A 19,216-nucleotide genomic window follows, 5' to 3' on the forward strand; every position below is an offset into this window, starting at 1 on the left:
CTTTTAAACATTTCCCAATAAGATATAGATAGCCACCGTAATCACCACCAATAGGATGGCAAAAGGCCGTGTATAGCGCCACGCCTCCATTGAAACCGTTTCAGCTAACGGATTCTCCGCGGCGACAACGTCTCTCGGATACCACCACGAAACCGCAAACATGACTGCCATATTCAGCAAAAACTCGATTCCCCATACATGCACGAAATGAATATCGATCTCAATGACGAACGTGCAAAGCACATAAAACACCAGTCCGGTGATCAAGGCGACTTTTGCCCCCTGGGCGGAGATGCGCTTAAAGAAAAATCCCCCCAACATAATGGATGCGATGGGAATGAAGAAAATCCCGTTTAACTCCTGCAACAATTGATAGAGCCCATCGGGCGCGTTGGCGACAAAAGGAGCGGCGATGATGGACGTGATGGCCAGTACCGTAGCCACCACCCGGCCCATCCGCACCAGCGTGCGCTCGCTGGCGTTTGTATTGATCAACCGCTTATACACATCGATGCTGAATATGGTAGATGCACTGTTCAGCACGGCATTAAACGTGCTTAGTACGGCACCGACAATGACCGCTGCAAATAGCCCCAACAGCGGGACAGGCAAAACACGCTTCACCAATGCCGGATATACCAGATCCTGCTGGTCGTAATAACTGTCCTGGAAATAATAGTATCCGATAACCCCCGGCAATACGATAATAAATGGCACCAGGATTTTCAACAGGCCAGTATAAAGCAACCCTTTCTGCGCTTCTTTAAGGTTCTTGGCACCCAGAACACGCTGGACGATGGTCTGGTTCATGCACCAGAAATACAGCTGGTTGATCACCAAACCGGTAAACAGCGTGCTGAACGGCAATACGGAATCTTCGGTCCCGATAACGTTAAACTTCTCCGGGCTGTTTTCAAACACCGTAGTCAAGCCGGCCAAGGGATTGCCTTCGCCGATGTAAATCAGTGCCAACACCGGAATGAGCAGTCCCCCGATCAGCAACCCATATCCATAGATAACGTCGGATATCGCAACTGCTTTCAATCCGCCCACAATTGCATACGCAGCACCCAGGCACCCGACCACCACGACGGTGATCCAAAGTCCCTTTTCGGTACTGACCTCCAGCAGGGAGGAAAGGTTGAAAATGCTTTCGAGGTTGATGGCTCCCGTGTAGAGAACGATGGGCAGCAGGGTCACGGCGAAGGAAACCATCAAAAAAAGCGCGATCAACGAGCGGGTTCCTTTATCAAACCGCCGCTCTAAATATTCCGGTATCGTTGTCAAGCCCATCCGTAGGTATTTCGGCACGAAGTAGACGGCGGCGACGATAAGGGCTAAGGCCGACGTCACTTCCCATGCGATGATGATGAACCCGTTTTTATAAGCCGAGCCGTTCATGCCGACCAGGTGTTCGGTCGAAATATTCGTCATGATCAATGAGGCGGCGATGACCGGACCCGTCAAGCTGCGCCCACCCAGGAAATAGCCGTCTTGGGTGTGGAGGTTGACTTTCCGCATACGCCACCAGGCATAGCAACCTACAAAAAGCGTAAAGACAACAAAACTCAGTATGGCCCACATAGGCAAAAAGGATTAATTGGATTATAAGTGATGACGTTGCTTGGCTTTTTGTCGCTGGGTTTCCTCGTATGCCTCCCGCACTGCGGACTTTTCCGATACCGCAGCGATGGGTACCTCCCACCACGCATGCCCGTATCCGGCCATTTTTCGTTCGGGCACCGACTCGACGTAGATGACCGTTGTCTTGCTGCTGGTCTTAGCCTGTTGCAGGGCATCCCGCAACGATGCCGCGTTGTGTGCGCGGATGACGTCGGCGCCCAGGCTTTCGGCATTCCGTGCGAGGTCCACAGGCAGCACGTCACCGTCGAGCAGACCCGAACCCTCATCCCGTGCCCGATACTGTGTACCGAAGCCTTCCGTTCCCAACGACTTGGAAAGCCCGCCGATACTGGCGAAACCATGGTTGTTAATCAGGATGATCGTTAGCTTCACGTCCTCCTGTATGGATGTCACTAGCTCCGACGACATCATCAAATAACTTCCATCGCCTACCATGACGTATACTTCCCGACCCGGGTCGGCCATCTTGACGCCCAGTCCGCCCGCAATTTCATAGCCCATGCACGAGTAGCCGTACTCCAGGTGGAAACCCTTTGGATTGCGCGTACGCCATAGTTTATGCAGGTCGCCGGGCATGCTGCCCGCCGCACAAACCACCACGTCCTGCGGTGCGGAAAAGGTATTGACCATCCCAATAATCTCTGCCTGGGAAAGCCGCCCCTCCTCTTCCGGCGTATAGGCTACTGTCACTTTGTCATCCCAACTGCGGCCGTAAGCCGCTACCCGATCCCCATAGTCCGACCCTACATGGTATCCGGCCAATCGATCTGTCAAAGCTTCCAACGTAGCCCGGGCATCTCCGGTGAGCGGCAATGCCGACTGCTTATGGACATCAAATTCAGCCACATTGATATTGATAAATGCAACATCCGGATGCTGAAACGCGGTCTTCGATGCGGTGGTAAAGTCGCTATACCGAGTGCCGATCCCGATAATCAGATCCGCCTCCGCACTGACGGCATTGGCTCCTTCGGTGCCGGTGGCGCCCATCGCACCCAAGTGGTGCGGATCGTCATAAGCCAGGGATCCTTTTCCGGCAAACGTCTCGGCCACTGGTATGCCCGTCGCATGGACAAAGGCACGCAACGCATCCGACGCCTCGCTATAGATGACACCGCCACCTGCCACGATAAGCGGCCGCTTGGCATTACGGATCTGTGTTGCCGCCCGGTCCAACAGCATGGCGTCAGGTAATACCCTGGGGATGAACCATATCCGCCGATGAAAGAGTTCCTCGGGATAGTCAAACGCCTCGGCTTGTACGTCCTGCGGTAGGCAGAGTGTAACCGCCCCCGTTTCAACCGGAGATGTCAATACCCGTAGGGCCTGCGGCAGGGAGGCAATCAGCTGTTCCGGTCGGTTGATCCGGTCCCAGAAACGTGAAACCGGACGAAAACAGTCGTTGACGGTTACATCGGGTGCAAGTGGGTATTCCAGCTGTTGAAGTACCGGATCGACGTGACGACTGGAAAAACTGTCACCCGGCAACAACAGTACCGGCACGCGGTTAATTGTAGCAGCAGCCGCGCCGGTCAGCATGTTGGTCGCGCCAGGACCGATCGATGAGGTACAAGCTAATGTGGATAAACGGTTTCTGGCCCGGCTATAGGCCGCAGCCGTGTGCACCATGGCCTGTTCATTTCGGGATTGATAATAGCGTAAAGCGGGATATTCAAACAAGGCCTGACCGATCCCGCCTACATTGCCATGGCCGAAGATACCGAAGCATCCGGCAATAAATTTATGAGTCACCCCGTCGCGCTCAACGTATTGCCGGTCGAGGAAACGGATGACCGCTTGGGCGGTGGTTAGTCTGGTGGTTTTCATCGTTAGTCAATATGGTTATCAATCGGTCAAAAGCCCCCGTGTTGTTCGATAAATGCCAACGATTCATCCAACGTGGGCATAAAATTGGCACACCCTGGCTGCAACACGACCTGTGCCCCGCTGGCGTTACCCATGCGGCAGGATTTATACAGGTCCCACCCATTGAGGTATCCGTAGATGAATCCCGATGCAAACGCATCGCCCGCTCCTAAGATATTCAGCGGCACTACCGGAAAACCGGGTACATCTTCGCGTCTGCCGGCAGCGTCGTACACGCTGACCCCGTTGGATCCACGCTTGACCACTAACACGTTTACGCCCAGTGCCAGTACCCGCTCGATCGCTTGGTCGATGTCTCCGCGGACGGTCGGCGCCGAAATTTGCTGGTGTTCAATGGTTACCTGCGAGGCATCTTCCAACATGGCAGCCAATAATTCTTCTTCAGTTCCGATCGCGATGTCAATACGCGGCAGCAATGCGCGGACCATAATGCCAAACGAACGCACATCCGACCATTGGTCGGCCCGAAAGTCGATGTCCAGCAACGTGGTTGTGCCCTGTAGCTTCGCTTGCTCTGCTGCATGGAAGACCGCACTCCGACTGGGTTCCAGGTTAAGTGCAGTGCCCGACAGCTCAAGCAGCCGGATATCGCTCATGTTAATGGCGTTGACATGGTCTACGGTGATCTGCGAATCCGCCGCATTGTTGCGGTAAAACACCAGCGGAAATGTATCCGGCGGCTGGATGCCCAGCAACACTGCGCTGCTGCGCGCACCGGGGATCCGTGGAATAAATGTGGTATCCACCCCTTCCCGCCGCAGAAAATTAAGGATAAAATCGCCAACCTTGTCTTCACCCACACCGGTAAGCAACGCCGCCTGCAGTCCGAGCCGGCTGCACCCCGTTGCAATGTTAAGGGGTGAGCCTCCCACAAATGCGTCAAATCCAGTAATATCGATAAACTCAGCGCCGATATCCTGTGAATACAGATCGATGGATGATCTTCCTACGGTCAATACGTCATATGTTTTCATCGCGTTGTTCATTTTCCATTCATTGCTGCAGTAACCATCGGAATACGTTCGTCCGTGCCTGTCCATGTCCCGAAGATCCAGGCATGGTCGGGATCGGGCGTATTGGCCAGGGATTGATCGGATCCGGCAAGGAAATTCAAGTAATAAACGTCATACCCGTGCCCAGCTACCACCGGATGGTAGCCCCGGGGCACCAATACCACATCGTTGTTGCGCGCAATCGCAACCTCATCCAACGAACCATCACTGGTATATACGCGTTGCATGGCATAACCCTGCGGTTTGGCAATTTTATAGAAATACGTTTCTTCCAACCGGGCTTCCAGCAAGGTACCCGCTGCATCAACCAAACGTTCGTCGTGTTTGTGCGCTGGAAACGAGCTCCAATTGCCCGAAGGCGTATAGACTTCAACAGCGACCAGCCGATGGCAGGGAAAGCCCGGGCCGAGCAGGTCATTGATTTGTCGGGTGGCGTTATCGCCTCCGCGAATTTCGATCTGCACCTCCTCGGGGCGCTTAAACACAGGATCGAAGTCGCGATCGGTCTCGCACCAGCCATATGCAATATCCAATACGTCGCTTTCGGCGGTCAACCGGAACGTGGTATGGCGCGGCAGATACAGCGTATGCGCCATACCCGAGAAAACATCCCTGCGTCCATTGCCGGTCTGCCAGCTACCCTTATCCGTATTTACGCGGTAGTTGCCGCTCAGCAGAACAATCGCGTACTCGTGATTACCGGTATTCCCCACCCAAGTGTCGCCTCGGGGAAGTTGCCGCGCGGCAAAGTTCAGGTATTGCCACCCACCGTCTTCAGGCGTAATGTACTGGTAATGTCCAGCCGCTTCGTGAACCTTAATCAGTAACGGACACTTTTCGTCTCGCTTCATAGTATATGAGTTAGTCTTCGTTCAGTAAGCGGCCCCCTGTAGGAAAGTTTTTGCTTTTCCGGTGGATCCTAACTTCTCAAACTTATCCATACAAAGTTTTTCCAGTTCGTCGATGTATATCCTGCCCGGCATTACGGGATCGAATAGCTCCGGCTGCTGGACAAAGAACTCGCGGTGCACGCGCGCCCAAAGGACACGCAAGTCGGTCGCGATGTTGACCTTGCAAACCCCCAATCCGATAGCCCGGGCGATCTCGTCGTCCGACACGCCCCGAGATCCCTGCGCCAGCCGACCACCCGCCCGGTTGATACGCATCAGCTCATCCGGGTCAACCGATGATGCCCCATGCAGTACCAGCGGAAATTCCGGCAGGCTCTGCTGGATGGCCGCGAGGATATCAAACCGTATCCCTTGATCGCCCGAAAATTTATACGCTCCATGACTGGTGCCAACTGCCACCGCCAGACTGTCACACTGCGTTTGTTTCACGAAATAAGCCGCGTCTTCCGGCCGGGTATACCGGGCCAATATTGCATCGACCGCCAAGTCGTCCTCCACACCGCTCAATACACCCAGCTCCGCTTCAACAAAAATACCAACCCGGTGTGCCGCCGCCACCACGGCACGCGTGCGGTTTATATTTTCCGCCATCGGTTCGTGAGAGGCATCGATCATAACCGATGTATATCCGCCTGCTTGCAGGGCCGCTTCGACATGGGCTTCGTTTCCGTGGTCTAAATGCAACGCATAGACTACGTTCGGATAGGCTTTCGCCGCCGCAGCAATCATTCCCAACAACATTTCGGGGCGGGCATAGTCACGTGCTACCGGTGTCGTCTGGATAATTACGGGCGATGCGCTGCGACTGGCCGCACGGAAGACACCCGACACTTGTTCCAATGTAAACACATTGATCGCGGCAATGGCATACTTACCATAACAGTCGCTGAACAAGGTGTCGGGTGTTACTTTCATGCGGATTTGTTTTAATCGGTCATGCAATAAAACGATAATTCGCCCAAACATCCAAGCAAAACGCAGGCAATCAGCACGCAAAGGTTTGCGTGCCCCAGCTTATTCACCATCAATTATAACCCTCATTTTGAGTGAACGCATCGGAAGCATCCATCGTAGCCTGCGGGATGGGATAAATCCGCCTAAACGGTTCAGACACCGGTTTAGCTGTATAGGCATCCTCGAATTTCCCAAATCGGATCATCTGTTTACGTCGATTCATCTCCCAGTACATTTCGTAGCCGATTTCGTTGTAAAGCGTCTCTTCGTCCAACGCATCGATGGGCTTGCCGGGCGCATTGTCAAAAAGCGCCTCACGCGTCCTGCTGGTCCGTAGCATGTTCACATCAGCCAATGCTTCGGCGATCAGTCCTTTCCGGAAATAGGCTTCAGCGCGCATGCAATAGATACCACCCAGACGGTACAGCGGAACATCCACTCCCGTCGTCCCATTTCCATTTTCGGGGTCAAACTCCCACTTGAATACGCGCGCACCGCGATTGATCTGTGCTTGGGTAAACACCGATTGGGCCGGATTGTCAAAATTCAGTTCGGGCGTAAAGTCCATGGCAAGTGTGGTATTCTTTTCGCAATACAGCTTGTTCACCTTAATGCGCCCGTTATTGGTCATCTCAAACACGCCACTGGGAAGCAACGTTGGGCCATACTGCTGCCCGGCCATGATCCCCCGGTTGAAATGGAACCACGGCAGTCCATCGCTATTAGGTACGATACTCGTAGCCGGCACGCTCACATCCGTACCGTCGTTCATAAACCAGGTACCGTCGTCATATTGATAGTGCCGGTGAAACCGTGGGTCGTCAAAGTTACCCTCCCATGAATAGTAAAATTCAGGGGTGATGCAGGAGGCATTCGTTCCCCGATTAGCGGGCGATGGTTTTTGATTGCGTTCCATGGGCATGTATGCAAAATCGTTATCGCTGCCGCGCAATGTATTATTGTCCTGCGATGCCACGAAAATCATCTCAGGACGGCCTGCGTTGTCGATGTCAAAATTCCTGAAATAATTGCTTTCGAGATTGAACCGACCCGATCCGATGAGTTCCGATGTATACTGGATCACCTTGTCCATATCCGTTCCGTTGCCATCTATAGCCTGCGCGTTGAAGTTGAAGTCCGCGGCATAGCGATCCTTGAATACCGCGCGGTTCAAGTACATTTCGGCCAACAGGCCGTACGCCGCCTGCTTGGTAAAGCGCCCGCTGTGAGTAGACTGCTCACCCACATTTGCCAAGTCGGGCACGATCGCCTCTACCTGTTGGATCAACTCATCGATCGCCGTAGCGGCCTGCAATACCTGAAACGGTGCATCCGCTGTCAACGGATCCCGGTAAGGCGCCTGTCCAAAAAGGTCGAGGGTGTGGAATGTATAAAACGCCAATAGCCCCTTAGCTTCTGCCAGAAAAAGTGCTTTTTCTGCGAACTCCTGCCCGTTTAAGGTGCTGATGGCAGTAAGTGATTGCGTAATACCGTGGGTTAGGTTATTCCATGTACCGCCAATCACCCCCTCTTCGGGGCTCCATGTAAATTCGTGGAAAACGCGCCACCGGCCGCCGTCGCCCCAATCGCTTCCGCGGGTCGGCAACAACGCCTCGTCGGTGGAATATTCCTGCAGCGCGAAAACATTGCCATGATCGACAAACGTCGCGTTGCTGAGCCGGTTATAGGCGGCCGCTAATGCATTCTCGGGTTTAGCACTTTCCGAACCCAACACCTCGTCGATTACCTTTTCTTCCAGGTTTGTACAACCCGCCACGACGATGGTCAGGAAGGTGCAAACCAATTTTTTCGATTTAACTAATGTCCTTGTCATGTCTTTATGGATTAGAATTTAATCGTTGCACCCACCATAAACGTCTTTGCCGGGGGATAGGTGGTATAATCCACACCCAACGACTGGTTTCCGCCCACGCTCTTGGCCGTATTCACCATCGGGTCGTATCCGGAGTACCCCGTCAGCGTGAGCAAATTTTGCGCACTGACATAGATATTCACAGACTGCAACCAACCGAGGTTTCTCGGTGCCAGTGTATAGCCCAGACGGACGTTATTGAGCCGTATAAAATCGGATTTCTCCAGATACAGCGAAGACAATTGGACGGCGTTGGTCGTACTGGCTCCTGCATCGTAGTACTTGGCCAACACATTCCGATCGGACGCCAAACTATTGATGTTTAGGTTGATAGCCGTATTGTTCACCAGGTATCCGCCGGTCTGTCCGATGATGGAAAACGAAAAATCCAGCTGTTTGTAACGCATCTGGCTGTTTAAGCCGAAGTTGAAATTCGGGATCGCGCCTTCGAAAATCTGCCGGTCGTCTGCATTGATCGCCCCATCACCGCTTACATCCTCAAAGATATCTTTCCCCTCGCTATCATATCCGATATGTTTCAGCATAAAGAAAGAGCCTGCTTCGTAACCGCTTTTATAGATATTCGCGTAAACCGAAGACAAGCCCGGACCCGAAATACTGCCGGAATAGAGTTCCGAAACCGGTAGGTCTTCGATCGTGTTGGACAATGTCGATCCATTCACGTCTACCGACCAGTTAAACGCCTGCGTGTTGATCAGCTGCGAACCCAGCGTCAATTCCATTCCCTTATTGACCAAGCGAGCATCCACATTTTTCCAAACCGTCGTGGTCGGGCTCAGCGGCTCAGAAGGAATGTTTAATATCGGGTCCTTGGTGGTCTTATTATAGTATTCCAACGCGCCATACAGCTTGCTGTTCCAAAAGTCGAAATCTAGCCCGATGTTAAATTGCTCTACCACTTCCCATTTGAGTCCCGGGTTGGCCGTCCGGTTCACGTCGGTACCGTTAATCAACGCGAGGTCCCCATAGAGGTAATAACCCGACGATGGCGAGAGCGAATAGCTTGCTTGGGTAATCTTATTAGGCACCTCCTGGTTGCCGGTTTGGCCCCAGCTGGCCCGTAACTTCAATTCGCGGATGCCGCTGATATCCTTCAGGAACCCCTCACGCGAGAGCACCCAACCCACCGCAAAGGAGGGGAAATACCCATACTTATTGTCTTCGCCGAAACGCGTGGAACCGTCGGCACGGAGTGATGCAGTCACTAAATACCGGTCATCAAAATTATAGTTCGCACGTCCGAAGAACGACTGCAGTTCATTCTCCTGAGCAAATCCACCGGGATTGGTGGGAATACCTGAATAACCGGGGTTATGCTCGGGAGCTACGCCCTCCCCCTGATTGGCGATGTTCTCCATACCAAACGATGTGCCCGAAAACTTGAACTGCTGATAGGAAAATCCGCCGAGGAGTTCCACTTGATGCTTATCGACGCTTACGTTGTAGGTCAGGTAATGGTCCAGCAAGGTGGTTAATGACGACCGGTTATTCTGCACATAGGCCCCCAACGGTGTGCGGTCGGTAACATTCGGATACATCGTCGAGCTCCGCTCGGAAGTCGATTTGTCGATGCCGTAGTTGAACCGGTAATCCAAGCCCGGCAAAATGCGCAACGTAGCTTCCACGTTGCCCAATACACGGAACGTGTTGGTCTTATCGTCGAACACGTGCAAAAGGTAAGCGGGGTTGTAGTGCGCATTCATATTGAAGTTGGTATATTCACCGCTTTCGTCGCGCACCCTCCGTGTCGGGTTGGCCATCAGGGCATGGATGATGAGCTGGCCATCTGATCCCGCCGTATTGCCGTTCGGAACGCCTGTTTCGTCGATATCACTGGCCGTTAGGTTCATTTTCACTTTCAGGCGATCGTTATCGAAAAACGATTCTTCGGCATTCAAGCGCGCGGTTGTCCGCCTAAAGTCGCTTGATTGCACGATTCCTTCTTGGTCCATGTACGATACCGAAGCCATGTAGTTGCCCGATTCGGTAGCCTTTGAGAAGGAAACATTGTGATTTTGTGTCAAGGCATTCCGAAGGATTACATCCTGCCAATCTGTATTCCCGCCATGGTCATACGCCGGGTCGGGCAGTGCCGCCCGGTAATCAGCAGCAGATAGCACATCCAGCTTCCGGATTACCGAAGACGATCCGATGTACATGTCGTACGTGAGTGTCGGTTCGCCGCTCCGCCCCCGCTTGGTGGTAATCAAGATCACACCGTTCGATCCGCGTGCGCCGTAAATGGCAGCCGCGGAGGCGTCCTTTAATACGGTTACGGTTTCTATGTCACTTGTATTAAGGAAATTCAACGGGTTTTTCGCTTCCGAACTACCTAGTCCGAAGTTGGCCCCGCCTGCGCTTACGCTCTCATTGCTCAGCGGCACCCCATCCACCACAAAAAGCGGGGTGCTGCCACTGCGGATCGAGCCTACACCCCGGATGAATACATCAATGCCCGCTCCGGGTTCACCGCTCGATTGGGCGATACGCACCCCCGATACTTTACCTTGGAGCAGATTATCGACCGACACACTCACCCCTTGCTTGAGGGTTTCCCCTTTCAACTGGGTCAATGCGCCCGTCACATCAGATCTTGCTTGGCTGCCGTAGCCAACTACAACAATCTCATCCAATGAATTGCTGGCTTCGGCCAGCGTGATACGCAATGATACACCGGACACGGCAACCTCCTGCGTCATGTAGCCTACGTAGGATACCGTTAGTTTTTCACCTTCGCCGGCATCCAATGTGAATTCACCGCGATCGTTGGTCGTCGTCGCACGATTGGTGGAGAGTGATTTTACGGTTGCCCCCACTACCGGTGTGCCATCGGCGCTGATCACTACACCGTTGATGGGTCTTTGCTCGTTGGCCCACAAAAAGCCACCCCACGAAAACCATAGCACAGCCGCAATTACGAAGATTTGCTTATTCATATCAGGTTTATCTTTAAAAGTTGCACGTATACTATTCAACAAAACAGACATCGGCCACTACCGGCAAATGGTCCGAGGGATACCGTTGGTTTTTTGCATCGGTCAACACCGCATATTTTAACACCTCAAACTGTTTACTTACAAACACGTAGTCGATGCGGTTCTTCATCGTGGCGGTAAACCGAAACGCATTGGTGGTACCAACCGGACCGTACGGTGGCTGTTTGGTTATCGAATACGCGTCGTGCAACAGGGCTGACATCCCTTTGATCTGTTCGGTCTCCGGTGTTGAATTAAAATCCCCGGTACAGATCACCGGGGCATCCTTCGCGATTTCTTTGATTTTTGCTACCATCAGTTTTCCCGATTCTTGGCGGGCAATCACCCCTTGATGATCGAAATGCACATTGAATACATAAAATTCTTTTTCCGTATTCTTATCGGCGAATTTAGCCCATGAGCAGATGCGGTTACAACAGGTAGCATCCCAACCGAGTCCCGGTTTTTCAGGCGTCTCACTCAGCCAGAAATTACCGGAGTCAACGATGCGGAAACGGTCTTTTTTATAAATAATTGCCGAATGCTCTCCGGCTTGCTTACCGTCGTCGCGGCCGGCACCGAAATACGCATATTCCGGTAGCTCAAGGATTCCCTTCAGCTGGTGGATAAATCCTTCCTGCGTACCGATGATATCAAAATCGTGGTATCGGATTAAGGCCTTTACGTTTTCCTTCCGATGGGGCCATGCATTCAGGCTATCCCGTGGTGTATCCATCCGGAGGTTATAACTGGCCACCCGGATGCTGGCAACATCCGTCTTTTGTGAAAAGGCGGCAGCACTGTAGAAAAATAAAAATAGAATGAGGATGTACGATTTCATAGCGCTTTATTTTATTACCAATCGGGATTCTGACCCAAGTTTTCATTCACGTCCAACGCCGCTTGGGGAATAGGATACAGGTATTTTTTGTCCAGCCACTCGCGCTCCCCTGGGTTCCAGATTACTTCACCGGAGGTGCCGTTAGACAGTTGTATCCTTCCTACTGCCGAAGAAGGCGATACATCCACGAAGGCCACCGTGGAATTAGACGGTGCTGGCCGTGTACCTTGGTAAAAGCAAACGTCCATTACCCCGTCGCCATTCAGGTCTTGCTCGCCCAGCTTTGGCACATAGATACCGTTCATGGGGGCTTCTTCGAAAAGCTCACCGATATGCCACCGTCTCAAATCATCGGGGCGAAGCCCCTCAAACACCAACTCAACCGCCCGTTCGCGCATGACTTCCAGCAATATCGGATTGGTAAACTTACCCAAGTAATAATCCACCAAATATGGATCAGCGGCGGTGGGCATCGTGGTCAGTGTGGACCCCGTAATACCTGCGCGCTGGCGTAAAGCGCCGATGGTAGCCGTCCAATCCGCAGGGGTCATCGTACCCAATTCGGCCAATGCTTCTGCTTTGTTGAGCAACACCTCGCCCCACCGCATAATAATATGCGCATTATCGTTCCGGCTTTCGTCATCATAAGGAAACCGCTCATCGTAGCACCATTTGATAGGTTGATAACCGGTGAATGTCTGGTTAAAATTGGGTGGCGCCACAACCGGAATCGCATTTTCAGTCCGGTGGTAGTCGCCTAAGCGAATCGTCTGCTGTAAGCGCAGGTCGCGATCCTTGACCTCATCGACGAAAGGCGTCGTTTGGTAACCGGGATCATCGGTAAAAGCTGTCCCATCTAAATTGAGATACGTATTCACGAAGTTACGGGTCAGGCTCGGCCGGTTTCCGTAAGTCGGGCTGATAAAACGACGGTTTGCCGAGCTGAACACCTGCAGACTGGCATCCAATGCCACCGCCAGAATGGTTTCGTCGGCATAAGGCGCTTTGGTGATAAACAAATCGCGGTAAGAACGTTCTGGAATGGTTGCCTGATGCAGTGTGAAACCGGTAATCGCATTCGCGGCGTCTACTACGTGCTGGAACCACGCGTCAGCTGTTGCTTGCATTTCATACTGGGTGTGGTATTTCCTGAACGAAGCCTCGAAGAGGCATATCCGCGTCTTATAGGCTCGCGCCACGTTCTGGGTTATCCGTGTACAGGAAGGGTCACTAGTCAACGTAATGTTTGCAATGGCATCATCTAGATCAGCCAATACGTTGTCCATCACCTCAAAACGGCTTGTCCGTTCACCATACAACGCTTCCTCATCCCCCACTTCAATGGTTTTGTCGATCCAGGGCACATCACCGAAGCGCCGCACTTTTTCGAAGTAAAACAAGGCCCGGAAGAACCGTGCCATGCCGATGTAATGGTTTTTCTCGGGCACCGCACTTTTTTCGGCATTTTCAATGAAATAGTTGATATTGCGGAGATCGTCCCAGTCCCCCGTATTCCATCCGGAGCTGGTAATCGGGCTCAGCGCACCGGGAGCCAGCAGGTCATCCACGCCGTTACGAGCGACGAGATCCGAATTATCGTCTCCTTGAAATACCCCCACATCCGTGTTAGGAAGGATGTCATAAAATGAATTGGCATAGAGCTCCATCCCACTTGCCGATCCGAATATAGCTTGATTTGTTCCCGTATCCACAGGCATCTCGTCCAAATCACAGGCGGCAAAGGATAGCATACCCAATACCGCCAAGATATATTGAAATTTCTTCATGATTGTCGTCCTCGCTGGTTAAAAATTAACGGTTAGCCCCACTGAAATGGTTTTGAGCATCGGATAGTTATATCCGTCGCCACTCGACCCACCGCTCAGGTCACGGTCTGAACCGTAAATATTGGTCACATCCGTGTCTTTGGTCCATTTATACATCGGCGACCAGGTCCATAGGTTCTCCGCAGAAACGTACAACCTGAGGTCATTGGCGTGCAGTTTGGAAATCAGCTTCTTGGGCAACGAATAGCCGACCTGTAGATTCCGTAAGCGGATATAGGCCGCATTCTGCAGGTACCGATCATTCGGTACATTCAGCGCACGTCCGGTACCCTGCGCGATATACCCTACTAGCCGCGGCAGATACGCATCGAAATTGCCCAACTCTGGACGGAACATGTTGTCTGCCTGCCAGCGCGGATATTGGTTATACGGACGGTTGTATTGCCCCCAAAAACGGGCTTCGGGCGAGGGATAATAATCCTGTTTCAGCACACCTTGGAAGAATGCCGAAAGGAAAAAACCATTCCAATCGCCATTTAGGTTAAATCCATAGGTGTAGCGTGGCTCCGAATTGCCGATAATGGATTTGTCGCCTGAATCACCCACTTGATTCGCACCTTGGTAGATGATATCATCGCCATCCAGATTTTTAAACTTCAAATCCCCCACATAATTTTTGCGTGTATTCGTATTGGGTACATTTGCCTGGGATGGCGAGTTGGCGATCTCTTCTTCCGACTGGAACAGTCCTTCCACTTGATAGCCCCATATTTCACCGACGCGCTTCCCGGCATAATGATCCGTTAGTAACCTATCTTTGTTGTTATACTTGGTGATGATCGCCCGGTAATCGGCCATCGTCACCCGGATATCATACGTAAACGGCTTTTCGGCCATCGCAAATTGATCGCGCCAAGTCACGGAGACCTCCCATCCGGTCGTTTCCAGGTCGGCATAGTTACCTTTCGGTACGGTCGTTCCATAGATCGCCGGCAGCGTGGGCCCAACCGTAAACATGTTGCTGGTCCAGCGCCGATAGAGATCCCCTACAAATTGAAGGCGATTATTCAAACTGGAAAATTCCAATCCCAGGTTACCGGTGGTAGATGTCTCCCAGGTCAATCCGGCGGGTATGACGCCCGGTTGCCCGGTGCGCTGTGGCCTTACGCCATTGATGATGCGGCCGGATTGCGAGATGGCAAAGTTTTCGGTAAACGAATAGGGGTCGATGTTACCATTACCCAACGAACCATAGGAAGCACGGAACTTCACGTTGGAAAACGCAGCAGAATTTACGTTCCAGAACGGCTCTTCCGAAATCCGCCAACCGATGGACGCCGAGGGAAAAAACGCCCACTGCTGATCGGTGGGAAACTTCGATGATCCGTCGTACCGACCGTTAACCTCTAATAGGTAACGTTCTTTAAAATTGTAGTTTACCCGGAAAAACCCACCGGCTATGGCCCATTTCTTATTCCCCCCACTGGTTACAATACTCTGCCCCAGTGCCAGGTTGATATCATCGGCATCTGCGTATACAATACCATTGCGTCGTGCGGTCAAACTTTTTTCCAACGATTGTTCGTAGTTGAAACCCGCCAACAAGCTCAGGTTGTGGGCATCGTTGAATGATTTCACATAGTCAGCATATACGTTGGTAGCCAGGTAGTCCGTCGTCCTTCTGAATTCTTGAAGGTCGTTGGTATTCGTACCGGTATAGCCAATTACGCCTTCATATCGGCTGTAAGGCACCTGTACCCGGTTTTGTTGCGACCCGATATCCATGCTTTGAAAGGTAAAGTCGCCACGAAGGGTTAGGCTTTTGTCAAAAAACTCCGCCTTCGCAGCAGTCCGGTTTTTGAGGAAACGTCGTCCTTCATCTGTGCCATTTCTACCGATATAATAGTCGCCAACGGTGTAAGCTGCAGGAAAAGATAGGGTACCATCGGGGTTGAGCAACGGCGCCAAGGGGTGTCCTTCATCCGCCATATTGCGCCAGATACCGCTTCCTTCCCCCACGTTCAACGGTTGGTGGTATTCCATGCGCGAATACTCCGTATTGTTTTCCAACTGCAACCACGGCGTTAATTGAATAGTTCCCTTTGCACGCAGGTTATACATACTGTAGGTATCCGTATTGTAGCGGAAAAGCCCATCTTGCCCGTTATAGCGACCGCTTACGTAGAATGCGGCCTTATCGTTCCCACCGGAAAGGGCTAGGTTATGGTCCTGGGCGAAGAATCGTTCTTTATACAACTCGTGATACCAGTCCGTGCTGTAATAATACTGATATTCACCCGTGGACGGATTCACTTCAACCCGTGGTAATGAAGGGTCTTCCCACCGCCGTTTTATTTCAGCCAGGTAGGCGGGCGAAAAGGGCAGCGTCTTGTTGACAGCTGTCGGTGTATTGCCATTGTCGTTCCATCGCGACCAGGCATCACTGAACCCCTGTGCCCACGGGTAAGAATCTGTGATGTTATCCGGGACAGTTGTCGGCGATTTGGATGACAAGTTGGTGGAATACGTAATCGATGTTTTCCCCGCAGCCGCAGATTTTGTGGTAATCAGGACAACGCCGAATGCCGCACGCGCACCATAAATAGAAGCCGATGAAGCATCTTTCAGTATGGAGATACTCTCAATATCATTGGGGTTCAGCATCCTTGGATCGCCTTCCACACCATCGATCAGAATCAATGCGCTGCCTCCCTGGCCAATGGATGTCGTTCCCCGTACGTTAAAGGCGGGCGATTGGGTCGGCTTTCCATCGTACATTTTGATATTCAAATTGGGTACTGCACCCACCAGCCCTTGGGAAATATTGGGAATAGGCCGGTTCTCGAACACTTCTGAGGTCACCTGATCCACGGCGCCGGTGAGGTTAACCTTCCGTTGCGTTCCATAACCCACAACCACGACTTCACTCAACGCGCCGGCTTCTTCGGTCAACACAAAATTAACGTCCACGCTTGCACCCTCGCGAACGGCTACGGTTTGTTGCTGCGTGCCGTATGAGATGTAAGAAACCTCAACGATGTGCTCGCCCGGCGTCACCGTAAGGGAAAATCGGCCTTCGTCATCCGTGGCCACGCTTCGTTGCTCGCCCGCGATACGCACGCTCGCTCCCGAAAGCGGTGCTCCCTGCACATCCGTCACGCGGCCCACAATACGGCCCGTTTGTTGAAGGGTATTAGAAGTGGCTAACGCATGCAGCCAAGCCCCATTTACAAAGATGATAAGATAAAGTAAAGCTATTCTTACATACCATTTACCTACTAATAAACGATTCATTGTACACTAATTTTTGCCTTCAAAAGAGTCAGATTCATTCTTTTCCTTATCTTTGAAGGCATGGTGATACCTATTGTATTACTCATAGAGGGATTACAGCCTCAGATGTCCAGTCTATACTGCTTTCCCACACCCTGAACGGGTACGTCACTATGCCGTACCTGTTCGCTTTTTATCAAGAGATCACAATCTTTTGCCCTCCTCTTTACTAATGAACTTGAAACTTATTTGGCATATACCGTTATCTATCGCAAGAAATGATATAACCTAGATGCCTATACAATGATACCGCGTATACAAAAACTGGTGATTAAACCTGAGTTACGTTTGTTTTAACTGACTGAACCGGCCAATATCTTTTTATCATCTATAATTGTACTAACAAAGCTAATTGGTTTGCCCCCAATAAATCAAGCAATTGAGCAGTTATCTCAACGCAAAGGTTTGCGCGATAATTGCTAGCGGTGTTATTTTACTTCATCAGGAAAAAATACATCAAACATGCTATCAATCTGAAAGGTACGTACTCCCGCGTCCGAGAGATTCTTAATGGATGTCGCGCCTTTACCCAACACATCGCCTTGCTGTGCCCATGCATTGACAGCACCTACTACCGCAATGCCGTGACGGTCGGCCCACCGGACATCGTCCGCACTGATGTCGTTTGAAAACAAGTAATAATAAGATGCGTTAAAGTCACTCCGTTTCCGATTGGCTTCCAATTGCTGCCGTGTACAGCTCAGCGAAATCCTGCCACGATAGAAGTCGGTCGATTCATCGGTACCTATCATCATGGCATCGGCCAGCAAGTCATACGTAGCCAGCATTTGCAGGAGCCTGCCGTGCAAGACGGTGTCATTGCCCGGTATTTTGAGGTCTATCATTACACCTATACGCCCACTGGCTTTCGATAAAATTTCTTCTAAGCGGTGTACTCGATTATCTCGATCGCCCTTGAGTCTGCGCATAGCCGGCCATGTCATTTCGGTTACAGGGGTATCGACCCCGTAGTATCGGAGGAAATTGCGATCGTGGTGCACCACAAAGACGCTGTCCTTACTCATACGCACATCAATTTCTACCCGGCAGTATCCACGGAGGATGGCTTTTTCCAAAGCTTGTAAACTGTTTTCAGCTGTATTCTCGTCCACGACGCCCCCACGGTGGGCAATAAGCCGGAAATCTCCAAAACGTCGATCCGCTTGTCCATGCGTTTGGCGTCTGCCGAAACCTGAAAAAAACTCGGTACAACGTTCGATCTGATCGGTATTGATAATATCAACTCCCATCGTATGCAGTGTATCCCAAGCGGTGGGTCCGTCGGGAGTACCCCAAAACCGGATTTTCTTACCCAATACATGGGCTTTCTCGATGGCATCGGCCACCTGCTTCTTTTCTTTGCCGATCAAGGCCCCTTTTCCGTTCCAGCTTGCATAGCTGGAGAATGGTGCACTGATGAACGCCACCCGCTCCAATTGATGGGAGGTATACCCTGTGTTAAGCCGCCCATCAAACTGGATAAAACGGGGAAAATCATCAAACGATGTCGGAGGCGGCGTATCACCGGAAATAACGACCGTCACTGCATAGGGATTAACCGCCGCATCGAACACCTCTGGATGCTTGGCAATGAGGTCTACGATAGGACGCAGGGTGCTCGCTGCTGGCGTTTTCAAATCGATGAGCAGCACAAACCGGCTGTCCGAAGCTGTCCAGGCCCGTCCGCCATTGGAAGCAAACATAGCTACAATAGGCTTGATGTATAAGGATTCCAACGTACGGTGAGGTTGCAAATCCTCCAGATCATGCCCTACCAATAGGCGACCATCCTCCGTGGCAAACACATCTGCTTCAATGGTATATGCCTGTTGTCCATAGGCTTGGTAAAACGGCATCCGTTGTTCGTAATCGTTGTGCGCGTGTATCAAGACACGTCCGTGTTGGGCAGCCAGAAGCAGTGGTGCGCAACAAGCGAACAGCAATCCAACGCATCCGAGAAAGCGCATGGTATTCATC

At 51.8% G+C, this 19,216-nt stretch carries 11 protein-coding genes; all 11 read right to left on the bottom strand.

From position 1 onward, the window contains the following. Nucleotides 1-3 precede the first annotated feature (3 nt). Complete coding sequence (locus BMZ56_RS17100; RefSeq protein ID WP_090628746.1) at nucleotides 4-1,584, bottom strand: solute:sodium symporter family transporter; 1,581 nt, start codon at nucleotides 1,582-1,584, stop codon at nucleotides 4-6. A 21-nt stretch (nucleotides 1,585-1,605) separates the two neighbouring features. After that, the gene (gene iolD, locus BMZ56_RS17105; protein WP_090628748.1) at nucleotides 1,606-3,471 is read right to left on the bottom strand and encodes a 3D-(3,5/4)-trihydroxycyclohexane-1,2-dione acylhydrolase (decyclizing); all 1,866 of its coding nucleotides are present in this window, start codon (nucleotides 3,469-3,471) and stop codon (nucleotides 1,606-1,608) included. Nucleotides 3,472-3,497: 26 nt separating this feature from the next. After that, nucleotides 3,498-4,505 carry a 5-dehydro-2-deoxygluconokinase gene (iolC, locus tag BMZ56_RS17110; RefSeq protein ID WP_090628885.1) on the bottom strand — a complete coding sequence of 336 codons (1,008 nt, stop codon included), beginning with the start codon at nucleotides 4,503-4,505 and terminating at the stop codon, nucleotides 3,498-3,500. An 8-nt stretch (nucleotides 4,506-4,513) separates the two neighbouring features. After that, complete coding sequence (iolB, locus tag BMZ56_RS17115; protein ID WP_090628750.1) at nucleotides 4,514-5,395, bottom strand: 5-deoxy-glucuronate isomerase; 882 nt, start codon at nucleotides 5,393-5,395, stop codon at nucleotides 4,514-4,516. A gap of 21 nt (nucleotides 5,396-5,416) precedes the next feature. Beyond that, on the bottom strand, nucleotides 5,417-6,370 hold the full coding sequence (locus tag BMZ56_RS17120) for a class II fructose-bisphosphate aldolase (RefSeq protein ID WP_090628887.1): 954 nt from the start codon (nucleotides 6,368-6,370) through the stop codon (nucleotides 5,417-5,419). 109 nt (nucleotides 6,371-6,479) lie between these two features. Continuing rightward, the gene (locus BMZ56_RS17125) at nucleotides 6,480-8,243 is read right to left on the bottom strand and encodes a RagB/SusD family nutrient uptake outer membrane protein (RefSeq protein ID WP_090628751.1); all 1,764 of its coding nucleotides are present in this window, start codon (nucleotides 8,241-8,243) and stop codon (nucleotides 6,480-6,482) included. An 11-nt stretch (nucleotides 8,244-8,254) separates the two neighbouring features. Then, entirely contained in the window at nucleotides 8,255-11,239 is a 2,985-nt protein-coding gene (locus BMZ56_RS17130; protein WP_090628888.1) for a SusC/RagA family TonB-linked outer membrane protein, read from the bottom strand. A 31-nt stretch (nucleotides 11,240-11,270) separates the two neighbouring features. Further along, on the bottom strand, nucleotides 11,271-12,119 hold the full coding sequence (locus tag BMZ56_RS17135) for an endonuclease/exonuclease/phosphatase family protein (protein ID WP_090628753.1): 849 nt from the start codon (nucleotides 12,117-12,119) through the stop codon (nucleotides 11,271-11,273). A gap of 14 nt (nucleotides 12,120-12,133) precedes the next feature. Further along, complete coding sequence (locus tag BMZ56_RS17140) at nucleotides 12,134-13,906, bottom strand: RagB/SusD family nutrient uptake outer membrane protein (protein ID WP_090628754.1); 1,773 nt, start codon at nucleotides 13,904-13,906, stop codon at nucleotides 12,134-12,136. Between the two features lie 18 nt (nucleotides 13,907-13,924). Further along, nucleotides 13,925-17,200, bottom strand: coding sequence for a SusC/RagA family TonB-linked outer membrane protein (locus tag BMZ56_RS17145; protein WP_090628756.1), 3,276 nt, complete (start codon nucleotides 17,198-17,200; stop codon nucleotides 13,925-13,927). Between the two features lie 467 nt (nucleotides 17,201-17,667). Beyond that, complete coding sequence (locus BMZ56_RS17150; RefSeq protein ID WP_090628758.1) at nucleotides 17,668-19,215, bottom strand: glycerophosphodiester phosphodiesterase family protein; 1,548 nt, start codon at nucleotides 19,213-19,215, stop codon at nucleotides 17,668-17,670. Between the last annotated feature and the right edge of the window lies 1 nt (nucleotide 19,216).

It is taken from the genome of Parapedobacter indicus, assembly GCF_900113765.1.
GTDB lineage: Bacteria > Bacteroidota > Bacteroidia > Sphingobacteriales > Sphingobacteriaceae > Parapedobacter > Parapedobacter indicus.

Excerpts from the sequence above, each read along its gene's own strand:
- BMZ56_RS17100 (WP_090628746.1), bottom strand. The coding sequence starts at position 1,584 with ATGTGGGCCATACTGAGTTTTGTTGTCTTTACGCTTTTTGTAGGTTGC.
- iolD (WP_090628748.1), bottom strand. The coding sequence starts at position 3,471 with ATGAAAACCACCAGACTAACCACCGCCCAAGCGGTCATCCGTTTCCTC.
- iolC (WP_090628885.1), bottom strand. The coding sequence starts at position 4,505 with ATGAAAACATATGACGTATTGACCGTAGGAAGATCATCCATCGATCTG.
- iolB (WP_090628750.1), bottom strand. The coding sequence starts at position 5,395 with ATGAAGCGAGACGAAAAGTGTCCGTTACTGATTAAGGTTCACGAAGCG.
- BMZ56_RS17120 (WP_090628887.1), bottom strand. The coding sequence starts at position 6,370 with ATGAAAGTAACACCCGACACCTTGTTCAGCGACTGTTATGGTAAGTAT.
- BMZ56_RS17125 (WP_090628751.1), bottom strand. The coding sequence starts at position 8,243 with ATGACAAGGACATTAGTTAAATCGAAAAAATTGGTTTGCACCTTCCTG.
- BMZ56_RS17130 (WP_090628888.1), bottom strand. The coding sequence starts at position 11,239 with ATGAATAAGCAAATCTTCGTAATTGCGGCTGTGCTATGGTTTTCGTGG.
- BMZ56_RS17135 (WP_090628753.1), bottom strand. The coding sequence starts at position 12,119 with ATGAAATCGTACATCCTCATTCTATTTTTATTTTTCTACAGTGCTGCC.
- BMZ56_RS17140 (WP_090628754.1), bottom strand. The coding sequence starts at position 13,906 with ATGAAGAAATTTCAATATATCTTGGCGGTATTGGGTATGCTATCCTTT.
- BMZ56_RS17145 (WP_090628756.1), bottom strand. The coding sequence starts at position 17,200 with ATGAATCGTTTATTAGTAGGTAAATGGTATGTAAGAATAGCTTTACTT.
- BMZ56_RS17150 (WP_090628758.1), bottom strand. The coding sequence starts at position 19,215 with ATGAATACCATGCGCTTTCTCGGATGCGTTGGATTGCTGTTCGCTTGT.